The sequence below is a fragment of the Cohnella sp. LGH genome (assembly GCF_017671885.1).
GTDB lineage: Bacteria > Bacillota > Bacilli > Paenibacillales > Paenibacillaceae > Cohnella > Cohnella phaseoli.
Genome location: NZ_CP072117.1, coordinates 1,843,178 through 1,861,331, shown reverse-complemented (window position 1 = coordinate 1,861,331; position 18,154 = coordinate 1,843,178). Strand labels below are relative to the sequence as shown.

General features: G+C 57.2%; 15 protein-coding genes and 1 pseudogene. 13 read left to right on the top strand and 3 right to left on the bottom strand.

The annotated features are described in order from the left end of the window. Positions 1–144: 144 nt before the first annotated feature. From J4772_RS07490 to J4772_RS07455, 8 genes are all read left to right on the top strand, one after another. The gene (locus J4772_RS07490; RefSeq protein WP_209074734.1) at positions 145–3,630 is read left to right on the top strand and encodes a pilus assembly protein; all 3,486 of its coding nucleotides are present in this window, start codon (positions 145–147) and stop codon (positions 3,628–3,630) included. An 18-nt stretch (positions 3,631–3,648) separates the two neighbouring features. Beyond that, a complete protein-coding gene (locus J4772_RS07485; protein ID WP_209074733.1) occupies positions 3,649–5,256 on the top strand; it encodes a response regulator transcription factor in 1,608 nt (535 codons plus the stop codon). 28 nt (positions 5,257–5,284) lie between these two features. Next, positions 5,285–7,021 (top strand): sensor histidine kinase, encoded by a 1,737-nt coding sequence (locus tag J4772_RS07480; protein ID WP_209074732.1) that lies wholly within the window; start codon positions 5,285–5,287, stop codon positions 7,019–7,021. A gap of 106 nt (positions 7,022–7,127) precedes the next feature. Beyond that, positions 7,128–8,813, top strand: a complete 1,686-nt coding sequence (locus J4772_RS07475) for an extracellular solute-binding protein (protein ID WP_209074731.1) — start codon at positions 7,128–7,130, stop codon at positions 8,811–8,813. Positions 8,814–8,920: 107 nt separating this feature from the next. Continuing rightward, complete coding sequence (locus J4772_RS07470; RefSeq protein ID WP_209077034.1) at positions 8,921–9,778, top strand: ABC transporter permease; 858 nt, start codon at positions 8,921–8,923, stop codon at positions 9,776–9,778. Between the two features lie 17 nt (positions 9,779–9,795). Continuing rightward, positions 9,796–10,683, top strand: coding sequence for a carbohydrate ABC transporter permease (locus J4772_RS07465; RefSeq protein ID WP_209074730.1), 888 nt, complete (start codon positions 9,796–9,798; stop codon positions 10,681–10,683). A gap of 57 nt (positions 10,684–10,740) precedes the next feature. Further along, positions 10,741–11,880, top strand: a complete 1,140-nt coding sequence (locus J4772_RS07460) for a glycosyltransferase WbsX family protein (protein ID WP_209074729.1) — start codon at positions 10,741–10,743, stop codon at positions 11,878–11,880. Between the two features lie 151 nt (positions 11,881–12,031). Continuing rightward, positions 12,032–12,436, top strand: coding sequence for a tellurite resistance TerB family protein (locus J4772_RS07455; protein ID WP_116065048.1), 405 nt, complete (start codon positions 12,032–12,034; stop codon positions 12,434–12,436). A 147-nt stretch (positions 12,437–12,583) separates the two neighbouring features. On the opposite strand, the gene yyaC is transcribed toward J4772_RS07455, so the two are convergent. Beyond that, positions 12,584–13,162: a spore protease YyaC gene (gene yyaC / locus J4772_RS07450; RefSeq protein WP_116065047.1), complete on the bottom strand. Its 579-nt coding sequence runs from the start codon at positions 13,160–13,162 to the stop codon at positions 12,584–12,586. Positions 13,163–13,306: 144 nt separating this feature from the next. Here yyaC and J4772_RS07445 point away from each other — a divergent pair, with 144 nt between their 5' ends. The 4 genes and pseudogenes from J4772_RS07445 (at position 13,307) to J4772_RS07430 (ending at position 15,437) form a co-directional block, all read left to right on the top strand. Next, on the top strand, positions 13,307–13,690 hold the full coding sequence (locus J4772_RS07445; RefSeq protein WP_209074728.1) for a RidA family protein: 384 nt from the start codon (positions 13,307–13,309) through the stop codon (positions 13,688–13,690). Positions 13,691–13,825: 135 nt separating this feature from the next. Continuing rightward, a pseudogene (locus J4772_RS36945) lies at positions 13,826–13,987 on the top strand (SDR family oxidoreductase); the annotation flags it as partial. Positions 13,988–14,152: 165 nt separating this feature from the next. Beyond that, positions 14,153–14,677 (top strand): RNA polymerase sigma factor, encoded by a 525-nt coding sequence (locus J4772_RS07435; protein ID WP_116065044.1) that lies wholly within the window; start codon positions 14,153–14,155, stop codon positions 14,675–14,677. Further along, a complete protein-coding gene (locus tag J4772_RS07430; protein WP_209074727.1) occupies positions 14,661–15,437 on the top strand; it encodes an anti-sigma factor in 777 nt (258 codons plus the stop codon). The genes J4772_RS07435 and J4772_RS07430 overlap by 17 nt, the downstream gene beginning before the upstream one ends. 246 nt (positions 15,438–15,683) lie before the next feature. Here the strand turns inward: J4772_RS07430 and J4772_RS07425 are convergent, their stop codons facing one another. Continuing rightward, a complete protein-coding gene (locus J4772_RS07425) occupies positions 15,684–16,706 on the bottom strand; it encodes a stalk domain-containing protein (protein ID WP_209074726.1) in 1,023 nt (340 codons plus the stop codon). A 65-nt stretch (positions 16,707–16,771) separates the two neighbouring features. On the opposite strand from J4772_RS07425, the gene J4772_RS07420 reads away from it, so the two are divergent. After that, positions 16,772–17,158 (top strand): hypothetical protein, encoded by a 387-nt coding sequence (locus J4772_RS07420; RefSeq protein ID WP_209074725.1) that lies wholly within the window; start codon positions 16,772–16,774, stop codon positions 17,156–17,158. 328 nt (positions 17,159–17,486) lie between these two features. Here the strand turns inward: J4772_RS07420 and J4772_RS07415 are convergent, their stop codons facing one another. Next, a complete protein-coding gene (locus tag J4772_RS07415) occupies positions 17,487–18,005 on the bottom strand; it encodes a hypothetical protein (RefSeq protein ID WP_209074724.1) in 519 nt (172 codons plus the stop codon). Positions 18,006–18,154 lie beyond the last annotated feature (149 nt).

The window sequence follows — 18,154 nt, the reverse complement described above, 5'->3', positions numbered from 1 at the left end:
AGAAGTTTTAGCCTATATCGCGCGTATAGGCCAAGCTACAATGAAGGGAGGAAACCGGAAAACGCGCCAAGCGAGATGTAAGCGCATTCCGGATGAGGGCGGGCGGCGAGGCCGATCGCTCGGACAATCAGGGAGGAATGCCGAATGAAGGGAAGAAAATGGATCGCGCTCGCTTTGGCGTTGGCGCTCATACTCGGAACGTGGACGGTTGCCGGAGGCGCGCCGTCAGCCTCTGCCGCGTCGGCGCCGGTCAGGCATTACGACGGCATCCATTACGCCTCGGTGACGATCGGGGCAGGGGACGAGGCCGGCCAGAAGTTCGCGGCGAGCGGCCCGTTCTATAGCGTCGCCGTGCGAGCTCCAAGCTACGGGGACAATAACGGAAGCTTGACGATGAAGCTGTATGCCTGGAATACGGATTACGCGACGACGGTCGCGGCCGCTCCGGTTGCGAGCCGTACGTTCGTCGATTTCCAAGACAACGAATGGCTGCGCCTGAACTTTCCCGAGCAGCCGGCCGGCCAATACGTCTGGACGTTGTCCGGAGCGGTCGGCTGGGTCGGCGTCTGGAAGCTGACGGACAGCGCGGATCCGGCGGAGGCGTTCTGGAACGGGGCTCCGACGTCCGGCGATTATGAAGGTCGGATTTACTTCGCGGATGCGGACCCTTATTTGTACGACGGGAACGCTTATCAGGACGTGACGATCGGCGCGTCCGATACGGCGGGCTCGCGCTTTGCGGCTCACGACCGGTTTTACAGCCTGGCGGTTCGAACGCCGAGCTACTCGGACAACGACGGCAGCCTGACGCTGAAGCTGTACGCCTGGAATACCGACTACGCGACCTCAGTCGGAGGAACGCCGCTCGTCAGCAAAACGTTTACGGATTTCGCCGACAACGCCTGGCTTCGCATTCAATTTCCAGAAAAGTCCGCGGGACAATACGTATGGACGCTATCCGGCGCTTCGGGCTGGGTCGGCGTCTGGAAGCTGACGGATAGCGGACATCCGGCGACCGCATACTTCAACGGGAGCGAAACGTCCGGAGACTACCAGGCTCGCCTGTACTACGGAGAATACGGCACGGAGCCGCAGGAAATGTACAGCCACGTGGATACGACGGTCCGCGACGTGCCGATCTCGGGAGCGGGCTCCGCCGGAGAGAGATTCCAGGCCGTGTGGCCGTTTACGAGAATCGAGACGAATACGCCGAGCTACGGCGACGACCAAGGCAGTCTGAAGCTTTCCCTGTACGCTTGGAACACCGACTACGCGACGACGGTTGCGAGCGCTCCGATCGCCGAGAAGACGTTCGTCGATTTTGCAGACAATGCGTGGCTCGCCTTGGACGTTCCTGAACAGCCGGCAGGCGATTATTTGTGGGTGCTGAGCGCCGGAACGAACGGGGTCGGCGTCTGGCAGACGTCGGGCAACAATTTTTTCCCCGGCACGCCCTACATCGACGGAGCGGTCGCTTCCGCCTACGGGGACTTCAAGTCGCGGATTACGTATACGCCGAGCAAGGTGCTTCCCGACCTTCCGGTCTTCTCTTCGTCCGATGCGGCGACCGCGGAGACGGTCAACCGGATGTTCAAATCGCTGTACACGCTGAAATTCGGCCCGAGTCCCGTCGACGGCAATCCGCAGACGAACTGGATGCAGTGGGACGCCATGACGACGGCCTGGATGAATACCGGGCTCAACAAGGGAAAATACGGCGCAGACTATAACGAGGTGCTTCGGGAGCATCTGCTCAACGACGTGCGAATGACGGACGATGGCTACGTCTACGTCCTGAATTCGACCAACTGGTGGGGAGAAGGGACAAGTCTCGTCGGATGGCCGTTTCCTTCGACGTCAAGTCCGGACGATCCCGCGGTGCGCAAGTATGCGTTCGGGACAAGCGTCTCGGGATGGACGACAAGCGTCGCCTCCCACGCGATCTCCGGCGGCCAATGGGTGCTGCAGACGACCGGAGCCGATCCTTTCGTCGTGTCGCCCGTGCAGAACACTCCGGCTTCCCGTATGCCATATCTTTACGTGCAGATGAGCAGTACGAACGCCGACTCGTCGGGCAAAATTTATTTTACGACGGATGCCGACCCGACCTGGAACGAAGCGAAAAGCGTCGCTTTTACCGTCGATACGACGGGAGCGAGCAAGGGCTACCAGATTCCGATGTTCAAAAATCCGCACTGGACCGGCACGATCAAGCAGTACCGGATCGATCCGGCGGACAGCGGGCAGCCCGGCAGCCAGGTCGGGCTCGAGAGAGTGGCGGGAGAATACGATACCCGGCACGTTCAGACGAACACCGCTTTCGTGCTCGGAAGCGCCGAGCTGTTCCTGTGGAATCCGAGCGATGTCGCGTTCCTGCAAGGCAACATTTCGCGGATGAGATCCGCTCTTCAGTTTCTGAAAACGGAGTTCGATTCCGGCTCGAATCATTATTTGACGATCCCGTGGGTCGGACACGAAGGAACGAGCGGCGTGGACATGACGAAGCCGAACGTTGCCGACCGCTACGTTCACGGGAAGGGGGTCGGTTCGAATTACTGGGACATTTTGCCGATCGGATACAAGGATTTCTATGATACCATTTACTACTATGAAGCGCTGAAAACGATGGCGCAGATCGAGAAGCTGATCGAGGACAATGCCGGCTGGTCGATCGCGGCAAATCCGTACGGCGACGATTCGGCGTCTCTGAGCGCGAAGGCGGCGAACGTGGCGGCGGCGATGACTGGAAGCTCCTCCCCGTTCTGGAATGCGGCGACCGGCAGATACGTGCCGAGCGTCGATACGAACGGAGCGATGCACGATTACGGGTATACGTTCGTCAATCTCGAGGCGCTGGCCCAGGGATTGGCCGACCCGACCCGGGCGGCGAGCATTTTCTCGTGGCTGGACGGCACGCGTACGGTCGCCGGGGATACGTCGACGGGCGCGGACATCTATGCGCCCAAATTCGCGGCAAGAGCTTCGACGAAGCGCAACACCGAATGGTACAACATCATCTGGACGCAATCCGACAGCCATCCGTTCGGCACACAGGTTCAGGACGGCGGAGCCATTATGTACGTCTGCTATTACGACGTGATGGCCAGGCTGAAATACAAGTCCGCGGACGACGCGTGGAATCGCTTCGCGGCGATCTTGGAGCATTACGAGGAAGCGCAGGAAGAAGGCGGCTATCGGTCCTACTATGGCATCAGTGGCATCGGAATGCAGGGAGACGGTTCGGCGGGAGGCATCGGCATCGATGCCGAGTTTACCGAATCGGCGCTGGTTCCGCTCGCGTTCCTCTACGGGTTCCTCGGCATCGATACGGAGAAGGACGGACTTTCCGTCGCGCCGCGCCGGCCTTCCGCGCTTGGCTGGATGAAGGTCGAGAAGCTGGTGTACGACGGGGCGGAAGCGTCCGTATATGCGTCCGTGACCGAGACGGCCGTAACGATCGATTCGTCGTCCGGAGCGAAGAAGCTCAAAATCGGAAGCCTGACACCCGGGACGGCGTATCAGGTGAAGCGGGACGGCGCGGCATGGAGCACGTTTACCGCCGACGCCGACGGATTTATTCGCTTCTCGGCTACGGGAGCGGGAGCTCACGTCTACCGGGTGGAACTGTAATAAAGGAGGAAACGCAACTTGATCAATCTGCTCATCGTCGACGACGAGGCGATTATACTGGACGGTCTGACGGAGCTGTTCCATACGGCCGGCATTCCGGACTTGGAAGTTCACCGCGCCAACTCGGGCATCCAAGCGCTTAAAATCATGGAACGAAGCCGCATCGACATCGTTCTGACCGATATCCGCATGCCCGAGATGACGGGGCTGGAGCTGTTCGACCGGGTTCGCGAGCGCTGGAAGCGCTGCAAGGTCGTGTTCCTGACCGGCTACAGCGACTTCGGGTACGTTCAGGAGGTGCTGCGCAAGGGCGGTGCGGACTACGTGCTGAAAATGGAGGGAGACGAGGACATCGTAGCGGCCGTCCGCAAGGCGATCGCCGACCTTCACGAGGAGTTGGACGTTGAGCGATTCGTCGCGGAGGCCAAGTCGAAAATGAAGCAGCTGCAGCCGTTGGCGCAACGGGAATATATCGGCAATCTGCTGCTGGGAGAGCCGTTCGCCTCGACGGGCCTGAAGGCCCGCTTCGAGGAGCTGGACATTCCTTTCTCGGAAGCGGCGCCGATATACATGCTGCTCGGCAAGGCGGATTCGTGGGAAGGCATCGATCGCCCTTCCGATCGTACCTTGCTGCTCTATGCGCTCCAAAATATCGCGGGGGAGCTTCTTCCCCCCTCTTGCGCCACTCTGTCGCTTTCCCTGGACGGAGCGGCGCTTCTCTGGCTCATTCAGTCTAGGGGCGAAGACGAAGTCGACGCCGAACTGCAGCTTAGCCTCGACCGGATTCAGCAGGCCGCGGTCCGATTTCTGAGCTTGCGCTTCTCCTTTGCCTGCAGCGGCCTGTTCGAATGGACGGACATCGGCCGGGTGTATGACCGGCTTCGCGATCTGCTGCATCAGGGAGCGGGCATCGGCGAGGAAATCTCCTATCTGGGCAGCGGAGGCGGGACCGGCATGGACGAGCGCCGGACGGACGAGCTGCGTGCCGAACTGAAGCGGTTCGTGTTTCTGGAGGCGCATCTGGAGAACGGCAAGGCGGAAGAGTTCGACCGCGACCTCGTTCGGCTGCTGAACGCCGCGGACCGCAATCGTGTGCCGTTGGCGCTGTCGCTCGAAGCCTTTAACCGAATTTCGAGTCTTCTGCTGTCCCAGCTTAACCGCAGCGGCCTGCAGGAAATTTCGGAGGACTCGGATCGGCTGCAGAGGCTGACGAGATACGATGCGTTTCCGTCGTGGGTGGATACGATCGCTTTTTTCCGGGAGACGGCAGCCGCCTTGTTCGCCCATCGCAGAAAAATGCAGGCCGACCGAGGCCTGGAAATCGTCGGCAAGGTCGAGGACTTCGTCGCCCGGCACTTGAGCGAGGATTTGTCACTGAACCGGCTTGGGCAGGCCGTTTACTTGAATCCCGCCTATCTGTCCCGGCTGTACAAGCAGCTTACGGGAGTCGGGCTGTCGGATTACGTAACGGACCGGAGAATCCGGAAGGCCAAGGAGCTGCTGCGCGCCACGGACATGAAGATTCAAGAGATTACCGTCGCCGTAGGGCTGGAATCTCCCTCGTATTTCGCCCGCCTGTTCAAAAGACTGACCGGCAAGTCCCCTCAAGAATACAGAGAAAGCTAACGGACATCACCAGAAAGGGGAAATTCGCTTGCCTCTCGGCTCCCTCTTCCAATCCATCTATACGAAAATGGTCGTCACCCTGCTCGTGGCTGTCCTTCCGTTTTATTTGATCGTGCTGCAGATCAACCGCTCCGATGCGACGGGCGTGCGGGACGGCGTCGCCGAATCCGTGCGCTCTCAGGCGCATTATTATTTGAGCAGCCTCGAGACCGAGCTGTCGCAAGTCATCAAGTTCCAGCAGCAGCTGTCGGCTTCCCCGGAGTTGGACACGCTCTCCAATGCCTCGGAAATCATGACCAACGAAGAGAAGCGGCAAGCCGTTCTTGCGATTCAACGCCAGCTCATTCAGCTCCAATCGATGAGCCAATATATTGCCGATACGACCGCTTACCTGCCGGACCTGGGCACGATGATTACGGCCAACCAGACGTACCGCGATATCTCGGACTCCGAGCGGGAATCGCTGCAGCGGTTCGTCCGGCCGTCCGCTGCGGCGCTGATCGAGGAGAAGGGCCGCCTTTATATCTGTTATTCCAATTCCTATCTGTTCGGCGTGGCGATCCCGTCCTTCGTGCTGACGATCGAGCTCGACCGGGAGCGTCTGGCGGCGGCCATGGACCGATTCAAGTACAACGGCGTCGGCATTGCCGCGCTGTTTGGCTCCGAGGATGGCTGGCGAGTCGCTTCGGACGGAAGCGGGGAGGAGCGCGAGAGCCTGCTGCGGGCGGCGGATGCCGCGGGGGGCATCGGGCCGACCGCCGTCGAGACGCTTCACACAGAACAGGGAGACTATCTTCATTACAGCGAACGCTCTGCGTTTCTGGGCGCGACGTTCGCCGTGTTCGTCCCGGAGAAGGAAGTGCTGGGCAAGCTCAAAGCGAACCGGGACCGCATCCGCTACGTTTCCCTCGTCTCCCTGCTAATTATCGCTGTAGTTTCTTATGTCGTTTACCGGCTTGTCCATCATCCCCTGCGCAAAATGATCGTCGCTTTCCGCCAGGTCGGCAACGGCAACTTCGACGTATCGATCGAACGGAGCAGCAAGGACGAATTCGCTTATTTGTACCGCCATTTCAATCAGACGATCCGCAAGTTGCAGGAGCTTGTATACGAAGTGTACGAGCAGAAATACCGGACCCAGACCGCGGAGCTGAAGCAACTGCAATCGCAGATCAACCCGCACTTCCTTTACAACAGCTTCTTTACGATCTACCGGATGGCGAAATTCGGAGAGAACGACAACGTCGCTCAATTCTCGAAGTACTTGGGCGAATATTATCGCTTCATTACGCGCGACGGCGCGGAGGAGGTGACCGTGCAGGATGAGGTCGTTCATGCGCGGACGTATACGGACATCCAGTTATTCCGGTTCCACGACCGGATTTCCGTGCGTTTCGAGGACGTGCCGGAAGCCCTCGAGCGGATGTCCGTTCCGCGGCTGACCCTTCAGCCGGTCATCGAGAATGCGTTCGTGCATGCCTTGGAAAAACGGGCCGAAGGCGGGCTGTTGGATGTGTCGTTCTTTCTGACGGAGGAGGAGGCGGTCATCGCGGTCGAGGACAACGGAACGGGACTGGACGATACCGCCCTGGAGGCGCTGCGGCGCAAGCTGCAGACGGCGGGACAAAGCGGGGAAACGACGGGTCTCGGCAACGTGCACCGCCGCTTGCGACTGCGCTTCGGCGAGAAAGCCGGGCTTCGGCTCTCGCGTGGCGCTCTCGGAGGGCTGAGGGTGGAAGTTGCGTTCCCGTCTCCGAACAGGTAGAGATCGGGACAGAAAGTAGAGAGATTACGATTTAACGGCGTCCGCCGGGATTCTACAATAGAAACAGATGATCATCTAGACCACAACATAATCGAGGGGGACGCACATGAAACGCAAAATGGGATACGGCCTGATCGCCGTCATGCTGCTGCTGAGCGCATGCAGCTCTAACGGCGGCGGAGGCGAGGCGACGGGAAGCGCGGCGCCGTCGGGCTCCGGAACTTCGGCTCCGAGCGAATCCGGCTCGCCGGCCGCGACGGGAGGAACGCAGGACCCGCTGGGCAAATACGAAACGCCGATCGAGGTGACGACGGCCCGAAGCCTCGGGAGCACCGTAACGTTCGCCGAAGGCGAATCGCTGGACAACAATGTATGGTATCGGGGCTATCGGGAAGATCTCGGCATCGTGCTGAAAAACGAATGGACCGTTCCGGAAGGCCAGTACGGGCAGAAAATGAACGTCTCCATCGCATCGGGCAACATTCCCGACATCGTGACGGTCGATCTGACCCAACTTCAGAAGCTGATCGAGTCGGACATGATCATGGATTTGACCGATGTCTTCGAGCAGTACGCATCCGAGCTGACGAAGACGACGCTGTCGATGGACGGCGGCGTCGGCTGGACGGCCGCGACGTTCGGCGGCAAGAAGATGGCGCTGCCTTCGACGGCTTCGGTCATCGACGGCACCCAGATGATCTGGATTCGCGAGGATTGGCTGAAGAAGGTCGGCATGGACGCGCCGAAAACGATCGACGACGTATGGAACATCGCCGACGCGTTCGTCAAGCAAAAGCCGGGCGGCCAGGCGAAAACGTACGGGCTCGGACTGGGCAAGGACATTTATTCCGGTTACGGAGGCATCGGAGGGTTGGCGTACGGCTTCAAGGCGTATCCGAAGGCATGGGTGGCGGGAGCGGACGGCAAGCTGGCTTACGGCTCCGTTCAGCCGGAGATGAAGGCCGCGCTAGCCAAGCTGCAGGAGATGTTCAAGGCCGGGCTGATCGATCCCGAGTTCGGCGTCTACGACGCCAACAAGGTGAACGAGTTGATTACATCCGGACAGATCGGCATGTTCTACGGACAGCACTGGAACGCGTTCTGGCCGCTGCCGGACGGCTTCAAGAACGACCCGGAGGCGAACTGGATGCCTTATCCGATCGCCTCCGCCGACGGCTCGTCGGCCAGCTCGCTCGCGGGCAACGGCGCCGTCTTCTTCTACGCGGTGAAGAAAGGGGCCAAAAACCCCGAAGCGCTCGTCAAGCTGCTGAACTACAGCTTGGAGAAGCAGTACGGCCCGAACGGACGCGACAAGCGGTTTTTCAATAACGAGGACACGAATATGAACTTGTACGCTTACGCTGCGGTTACGGCTCAAGATCCGCTGCAGAACATCAACATCTACCGCGGGGTCAAGCAGGCAATGGAAAGCAAGAGCGATGCCGGCCTGTCGTTCGACGCCAAGGACAACTACGAGAGCATCAATAAGTACTTGGCCGGAGACGAAGCGTTCTGGGGCAGCTACAAATGGTCGGGACCGGAAGGGGCGCTCAGCGTGGAGGACGGTTACGACAATAACGGGCAGGTGACGTTGAACGGCTTCCTGGGCGCGCCTACGGAGACGATGCTGAAGAAGGGCTCTACGCTCGATACGCTCGAGCTGGAGACATTCACCAAAATCATTTTGAACGCCGCATCGATCGATACGTTCGATACATTCGTCGCCAATTGGAACAAGCTCGGCGGGGAAGAGATCACCAACGAAGTGAACGAGTGGGCGGCATCCAAATAAGCCGAAGGGAGGGGGGCGATCCCCTCCTTTTCTTTCCCGCGCAACGATAGGAGGTACGGAATTTGAAGATCCGCGAAAAGCAAGGCGGCGAAGCTTCGCTGCACCTGATGCTGCTGCCCGGCGTCCTGTTCGTGCTCGCGTTCTGCTATTACCCGATGACGGGCATCGCGATCGCCTTCGAGCATTTTATTCCGACCAAGGGCTTCTTCCGTTCGGAATGGGTCGGTCTGGAGCATTTCCGCTATTTGTTTCAACTGCCGAACTTCGGCTCGGTGCTGCGCAACACCGTCTGGATCGCGACGATGAAAATCGTCCTGGGGCTGGCCGTACCGATTCTCTTCGCGCTGCTGCTGAACGAAGTGCGCCGGACGGCGTTTAAGCGTTCGGTCCAAACGATGGTCTATTTGCCCCATTTTCTATCGTGGGTCATTCTGGGCGGCGTGCTGATCGATATTTTGTCGCCGTCCTCGGGCATCGTCAATTCCTTTCTCGGGTATTTCGGCCTTGGGCCCGTTTTTTTCCTGGGGGATGAGAAATGGTTCCCTTACGTGCTGGTCGTCTCCGACATCTGGAAGGAGTTCGGCTTCTCGACGATCGTGTTTCTGGCCGCCATCACCTCGATCAATCCGACCTTGTACGAAGCCGCGGTCATGGACGGAGCGGGCCGGATCAAGCAGACGATCCACGTCACGCTGCCGGGAATGATGCCGATCATCGTGCTGATGCTGACGCTCAGCCTCGGCAACGTTCTGAACGCGGGCTTCGACCAGGTGTTCAATTTGTACAGTCCTCAAGTGTACAGCACGGGGGACATTATAGACACGCTCGTCTATCGAATCGGGCTCGTCGACGCGCAGTACAGTCTGGCAACCGCAGTCGGTCTGTTCAAATCGGTCATTTCGTTGATCCTGATTACGATTTCCTACACGCTTGCCTACCGGCTGGCGAACTACCGAATTTTCTAAACGAAGAAGGGATACGGATGATCTACAAAAACGCATTCGGAAGACGAGCGTTCGATTGGGCGAACTACGTCTTCCTTGGCGGATCCGCGCTGTTGTGCTTGCTGCCGCTCATCCACGTGCTCGCGGTCTCGTTCAGCGCCAGCTCCGCCGCCACGGCCGGCTTCGTGAAGCTGTGGCCTGTCGATTTTACGTTGGCCTCGTATAAGTACGCCCTGAACAAGCCGCAATTCATCGACAGCTTCCTCGTGTCGCTGGAGAGGGTCGCGCTGGGGGCGATCATTAACATGACGCTGACGGTGCTCATCGCTTACCCGCTGTCCAAGGAAAGGCGTCAGTTCCGGTGGCGTTCGGTATACGCCTGGTTTTTCGTCGTGACGATTCTGTTCTCCGGCGGTCTGATCCCCGTGTTTATGGTCGTCAAGCAGCTCGGCTTGCTCGATTCGATCTGGGCGCTCGTCCTGCCGGGAGCCGTTCCCGTCTTTAACGTCATTCTGCTGCTCAACTTCATGCGCTCGCAGCCGAAGGAGCTGTACGAGGCGGCGTTCGTAGACGGAGCCGGGCATTGGTCGGTGCTGTGGCGGATCGCCGTTCCGCTTGCGAAGCCCGCGCTGGCCACGCTGCTGCTGTTCATCTGCGTCGGCCATTGGAATTCCTGGTTCGACGGGTTGATCTATATGAACAAGCCGGAGCATTTTCCGCTGCAGACGTATTTACAGTCGGTCGTCATTAATCGCGATCCGAGCCTGATGACAACGACCGAGGAATTGAAGACGCTGTCGCAAATCTCCGACCAGACGACGAAGGCGGCGCAGATTTTCCTGGCTGCGCTGCCGATTCTGCTGCTGTATCCGTTTCTTCAGAAGCATTTCATTCAGGGGATTACGCTGGGCAGCGTGAAGGAGTAAGGCTGGACGACAGTAGGGATAGGCGAGAAATAGCTGGATTAGAAAGGGGAATCCCGAGTGAAAACGAAAACGGAAGTGGCCGTATATTATTTTCCGAATTATCATCCCGATGCGCGCAACGACAAGTGGCATGGCCGGGGGTGGACCGAATGGGAGCTGGTGAAGCGGGCGGAGCCCCGGTTCGCAGGCCATGCGCAGCCTAAGGTGCCGCTCTGGGGTTACGAAGACGAATCCGATCCGCAGGCGATGGCGCGCAAAATCAACGCCGCGGCGGACCACGGCATCGATTGCTTTATTTTCGACTGGTATTGGTACGAGGACGGTCCATACTTGCATAGGGGGCTGGAGGAAGGATTTCTGCAGGCGGGCAACGCGGACCGACTGAAGTTTTCGCTCATGTGGGCGAATCACGACTGGATCGACATTCACCCGCTGACTCGGGCGCTGCAGCCGGCGACGCTCGCCTCCGGCAAGGTGTCGGAGCAGGCGTTCGTCGCGGCGACCGAGCATATGATCGAGCGTTATTTTCGCCATCCGTCCTACTGGAGAGTCGGGGGCGGACTGTACTTCTCGATCTACGAGCTGATGAACCTCGTCGAAGGCTTGGGCGGCTTGGACGAGACGAAGCGGATTCTCGGCGAATTCCGGAAGCGCGTGCGCCAAGCGGGCTTGGGCGAGCTTCATCTGAACGCGGTCGTCTGGGGCGTGCAGATTTTGCCGGGGGAGAAGCGCATCGACAATCCGAACGAGCTGCTCGACCTGCTCGGCTTCGATTCGGTCACCTCCTACGTATGGCTTCATCACGCCGGGCTTCCGGAGTTCCCGCAATCGGACTACGGGGCTTGGCGGGACGAAGCCGTCGCCAAAATGTCCGCGCTAGCGGACGAGTTTCAGCTGCCTTATTTTCCGAACGTTACGATGGGCTGGGACACGAGTCCGCGCACGGTGCAGTCGGACAAGTACGAGCCGATCGGCTACCAATACATGGCCACGGCCGGCGGCAATACACCCGCGGAATTCGAAACGGCGCTCAGACGGACCAAGGCGCTGGCGGAAGAGAAAAGCGACGGCTTGAACATCGTCACGATCAACGCCTGGAACGAATGGACGGAGGGCAGCTACCTGGAGCCGGACACGGTTCACGGGTTCGGTTACTTGGAGGCGGTTAGAAGGATTTTTGGACCCTCTAAGGGATAAGACCGCAGTTCTTGCTTAACGGATGGGGTCTCCGTTATTCCCTCACTTATCTAAAACTTCGCGAAAAGTTCGTCAACGCTATTGAAAAACAACCGATTTCGGTGCAAGATGAAGCAAGATCACATCTGGCGATACGAGGAGCTGACTGCGGTTGTTTTTGCATTTTTTACAGGGAAGAGAGCATCGGGAAATTTTCATGGAGCTGGCTCATGCCGTCGCCAATGCGGACGGTTTTGTCAGCGGCAACGAGAAGAGGTATTTGCAGTCTGTAGGCTTCGAGCTGGGGCTCGAGGATTTGCGAATCGTTAAGCCGACGAGAGCGCTGAAGGAAGTATTGTCCGAGATTACGGACCGACAGGTTCAGCATCTCTTTTTTCTGGAAATTCTGCTGCTTGCTTATGCGGACGGAGACTATTGCGATGAGGAAAAACAGATCGTAATGGACATGAAAGAGGCGTTCGGAATCTCGGAAGAGACGTATGAAGAGTTCAGAGAGTGGGCGATTTCGTACGATCGACTCAGAGCTCAGGGCATGCAGCTCATATTGAATCAATAGACAAGTTAAGAGGCTGTTCCGTAAGCGCGTCGTACAAGATTATCAAGAAGCGAAAAAAGCATCGGAGGGAGATAGATGCATACAACGCTCATTCTCGATAAACAATTCGTACAGCTGTGCTACACTTGCGGAACAGCCTCTTAGATTTCAAGGAACAGCCGGTCTAATCGCGCGATTTGCCGACATGCGAATTCCGATGAGCAGACTGCGGGAGATCAGGCCGGACATGCTCATCACCAGATGCAGCCGAGTGCTCTGCAAGGCTTGATACCCGAGCAGTCCACCGATGTTCACGATGCCGGATACGTGAATGTCGCCAACCGGAGGCAGCTGCTTATTGACGCCTGCACCCGGTCGCAGCGGGCCGTCTCCAACCATTACGGCGCCAATGCTGGAAGCTTGTCCGAGACAGGCGTCGACGCCGATGACGAACGGATCGTCGAACAGCATTTGCAGCTTGTCCATCGTATCCGCGAGATTCATCGCATGAACGGGATTTTCCAACGTGCCGAAAATATCGAATTCCGAAGAGCGGTACTTACCGAGCATGGTGCCCGTCAGAGGGCCTAGCGAATCTCCCGTGCAGCGATCGGTGCCGATACAGACGACAACGATGCGCCTATGCCTCGGAAGCTTTCCGAAATACGCGCCGAACTTGTTCGCGAGCCGCATCGTAGCAGCCGAATCGTTATGGAAGACATAGCAGGGCATAGATGTAATGGACATTGCTTCACCTCGTTAAACAGGGATGATAAGCTCGAATCGCTATTTCTAAATGAATGATACATTATGTATCGGAAAAAGACTGTCACATTTTCGCCTGCCTCCGACGCAAGTTGCGAGAAGGTTCGACAGCCATGGAGGAGAACAATGAATAGAAAACGAGTATTTACAGAGTCGCCATGGGAGCCGCTTGTAGGGTACTGCCGAGCTATACGGATCGGGGACAGAATCGAGGTTGCGGGAACGACGGCGATGAAAGACGGCGAAGTAGTAGGCGTCGGCAATCCTTATGAACAAACGAAGTTCATCCTGCAAACGATAGAACAGGCTCTCATTGAATTAGGCTCCGGCATGTCGGACGTTGTCAGGACGAGAATGTTTGTCACGGATATTTCCAAGTGGGAAGAAATCGGCAAGGCGCACGGCGAGTTTTTCAAGGAGGTTCAACCTGCCGCGACAATGGTTGAGGTGCAAGCGCTAATCGACCCTCGGCTCCTTGTCGAGATTGAAGTGTACGCAATTTTGCGATAACCCCGATTAAAATCAAGGGAATCTCGAAGCTGTCTCCCCTGCTATCAGTTCGGTAGATGGAGGGTTATTCGACGGTTCCCGGATATCCGTATTACGGGCAAGAAACGAAGTGCCGGCAGGTGCCAATCACTTTCCTCAGCCGAATACGTGAAGACGTTCAGGCTCGAGACGCCGATGAAGCGTGCCGGACAGCCGTTCGAGCTGGCTCCGACGTACGTCTATTTAGCCTCCTACGATTCCTCCTACGTCACCGGACAAGTGCTTCATGTCAACGGCGGGGTGATGACGGAGACGTAATAGCCGCGACATTCGTTTTTCTTCAGCCCGCCGGGTTTCCGGCGGGCTTTTGTCGTTCCGCCAATCTCTTATGCGCGAGTTTTTTTATCTTTTTTCATCCGACAGCAAACTTTCCGCTTTTTCGCCGGGTAATACTTATAGAACAGCAGGAAAGAGGGGATTCGAGTGGACAATCGGTTGATCGAACGCATTCTCCAAGGAGATCGCAGCGCGTTTCGGTCGCTGTACGACGAATATTTCGACTATGCGATGCGCACCGCCAAGCTTGTGACGAAACACGAGGAGTGGGCGAAGGACGCGGTGCAGGAAACGTTCCTTCGGATATATCGGAACATCTGGCAGTACGACAGGAGCAAGCCGTTTAAGCCATGGTTCTATTGTATTTTGCTCCGCGAGTGCTACAGGGTGATGGAACGGGAGAAAAAGGTCGTGCCGCTAAGCGAACAGCTTGAGAAAATCGGCGTGGAACAGAAGCTGCCCGATGTATCGGTGGACGTGTACGAAGCGCTGCAGTCGCTGGACGATCTGTATCGCATTCCGCTGATTTTGAAATATTTGCACGACTACAGCGAGAAGGAAATCGCCGACATGCTGGACGTGAATTTGAATACGCTGAAATCGCGCTTGCTTAAGGGACGGGAAAAGATGAAGAAAGGACTGGGAGGCGAACGCTATGGAACGGAATCTTAAAGACACGCTGCTCGAGAAGAGCCGTTACGCCGAGGAGACGAAGGAGGAGCTATGGGACCGGATCGAAGCGAGGCTGGACGATGAGCCGGCGACGCCGTCGAGAGCGGAAACAAGAGCGCGGGCACCGAGACATTACACCGGGGAGGGCAAACGATCGATGAGAAAATTACAAATTGCAATGGGGGTCGCCGTCGCTTTTATGGCTTTCGGGATCTTCCTGGCGATGCCGGCCGGAACGGCTTTTATGAAAGACGTCAAACAGTGGTTCGCGCCGGAGAAGAAAGTCGAGGTCGAAGTGGAGGGCCAGAAGGAAGAGACGGACCAGAAGCTCCATCAGAACGAGGAGAGCAAGTACGTCATCTACTACGATCAGGAACGTTACAAGCTCGTTCAAGAGGGCGGCAAGGACGTCATTACGACGAAGGAGCCGCTGCCCGAGCGATATCCCGAAGTGTCGATGACGATCGAGCAGGTTAAGGACGTGAAGCCGGAAGACCTGATCAAACGCTTGAGCGGGGAATTGTCCGGCAAGTACGTGGACGTGCGCAAAGTCGAGAAGGTATCGGAGCCGGTACAGGGCTACATGGTCCGGGCGCTGGCCGGAAAGGAATGGGACAGCGAGGTTGTCGTCATCTACACCGTAGACAATGGAAAGAACGGCAGCTTTGCGATTACGGAGAAGTATTTCTTCGAAGCGTCCGAAGGGCACGGCGCCCGGTTCTATCAGATGTTGAAGGAGTTCGAGGTGCTGTCGGAGTAACGACGAAAAGAAGGAGCTGTCCCATAAAAGTAAGGGCGTACAAGATTATCGATGAAACAAGGTGAGCATCAATCTTCGGGAGAATGCCTCATACGATTCTGAAATCACCTCTTAACGGGTTTACCGTTCTCATTTCAGAATCGTATAGCATAGGAAGGAGATAGATGCTCATTCTCATGCATCCATCGATAATCATTTAGTTCGACCCGGTTTACTTCCCCAACAGCTCCTTAGCGCGCTTTCTGACTAAATCAGTCTACGCGCTGTGACGAATCTTTTTTTCCACTTGTCGTCGAAATCGCCGAAGTGAACGCCCTTATCCTTGGAGAAGGTATGCAGGATCCGATTGTCCCCCGCATAGATGCCGACGTGTCCGATTTCAAGCCCACGTGCTCCAAAAAATAATAGATCCCCCACGCGAAGCTCGTCCAATCCGACCTCGCGGCCTTCCTTCGCCTGATTGTAGGAGACGCGCGGCAGGTCGATGGACAGCACTTCCTCGAAAACGTGATGCACGAAGGATGAGCAGTCGAACGTATCGGTCTGACCAAGCGCGGCGCCGAATTCGTAAGGCGTGCCTATGTATTGCGAGCCGAAGGTGATCAGCTCTTCGCCTTGAAGCTTGGCGAGCTCGGGACTCGTGTAATCGGTGTACAGCGGCTTGGCCGAGACGAAACCGATCCGATCGTCCAGCGTGCGAACCTCCAGCCACTTCGCATCGATCTCGCGAAGCACCTGGATTTTCTCCCCCTTGGCCAGCATGCCGCGGATCGGAGTATCGGGGCCGTTGTCGGGCTCGGTTCGCAGGTTCACGCCGTAAGCGACGGAATTGCGAAATTCCCGAAGGGTGGAGATCGAAATGTCGTTAAGCGCAGGGTGCCACTGCACGACATTGCCTAACGATTCGCCGACAAAGCGCAGCGGCAGCATGACCGTTCCGTTTATCAGGGATCCCGGCTGCGGCAGCGGGACCGTTTTGCCGTTCAGTTTAGCCGTTTTTTCTCCGATGCGATAGGTGAGAAGGATGTCGCCTTTCACCGCGTTTACCGTCTGAGTGGCGTTCGACCACCGAACCTCGGCTTTCTGCGATTCGAAGACCGCGCGCATCGGGACAAGCGTAGTTCCTCCCGTGATGACCGGGTCGACAGGCAGCACGAGCTTCTTTCCGTCTATGTAGATATCCGGCGCGCCGCCCGTCTGCGCGTGAGCAGGCAGCGCTTGTCCGAGCATCAGGCCGAGCAAGGCGATAGATCCTATTCTCGTTAACATTTGGCCGTCATCATCCTTTCTTCGTATGCCTTATAAGGTTTGACGAGAGGAAAGGACGGTTTGTTGTGTGGAAAATGATGGTTGCGGCAGCGCGCGGCGAATGGTGGGCAAGCGGAGCGGAAGACGATAACGAGACGTTCATTACCGGCCATCCGGCCGCCGCGTCGTACTACGTCTTCTTCAACAACGCCAAGGCGCTGAAGCCGGAATACAGTGGTCCGGCCCAGAACAGCGGCTATAACGGACAATGGGAGGCTTATACCGCCATCGGAACGGATCGCTGGAACTCGATTCAGGTCATTCCGTTCTCCAGCATCCAAGTCGACCCGACCGTGACGCAGGATCTGCAGGGCTACTTCTTCCGCACTTACCGCGGAAACGGGTTTTACGGCTGCGGCGTCGGAGCGGTGTGGATCTCCTCCAGCTTTCATCCGATCGTTCTGGAGGAATAGGCTTGTCGAAACCCTTGATTTTAGACGAATTGTACGTTTTTTCCTACAGTTGCTCGTCGTTTAAGCCTGAATTGAATTGCTTTGTACGATATTGCTACCAAATGTCCGCATATCAGCCTGGTTCGAGCAGCTTTGTACGGTTTTCCGACTAACTTCCCTCGCGGAGGTCTCTTCGTAGGGCATAAACTCAAATGGGCAATAGGGAGGCAGTAAATAGTTCGATCATTCAAAAACTAAAAACGGCGGAGCAGGGAGAGTCTCCTTGTTCCGCCATTCTTTTGTATGATCATAGAAAACTATTCTGTTTGTCGTTCTTCAAAGCCTCGCTTCAAACGGCGCTTGTCAGGGAAAAGGTGCTGCAGGGCAGACGCCGTTCCAAAGTTTGATTAAGCACGTGCGCGAATGCCGGCTCTCCGACGGTCGGGATGACCCATATGGGCTTATCCGACAGCCTGGAGCCGGGAAAGCGGTAGTCGCCGGACGGCGGGAGCGGCAGAGGGGTTGCGGCACTCCGCTCAGGTGCGATCTCGAGCCGGATTTGGCCGTGAACCTGAAACTGATGGCTGAACCCGGTCGATACGACAGCCGTCCAACGGATCGCTTCGACCCGCTCCACCGAGAACCAGATCGTCTTGCCTTGCTCGTCAGCTAACCGGATACGGTCCAGGCACAGGTTTCTTTCGCTCAATTGGCACATGGCGGACTCGAACGCTTTTGCTTTGCTGGCGGCTTTGACCCGCAGTGCGAACACGACATTCAAAACGGCAGGCTCCAAATACGTGTGTCTCATCATTTTTACGGCTTCTTGCTCCTTCTGCAAATGAATTTTCATAACGATTTTCATCATACAGAGTTCCTGGAGAAAAGGATGTTGGATCGTCGGAGGAAAAGATTACTATTTTGCTCGAATGAAGACGGATCGGATCGATTGGAGGAAAAATGATCTGAATCAGGGCAGCGACAAATGGGCGCCGGGAGAGTATAAGGGATTGAATA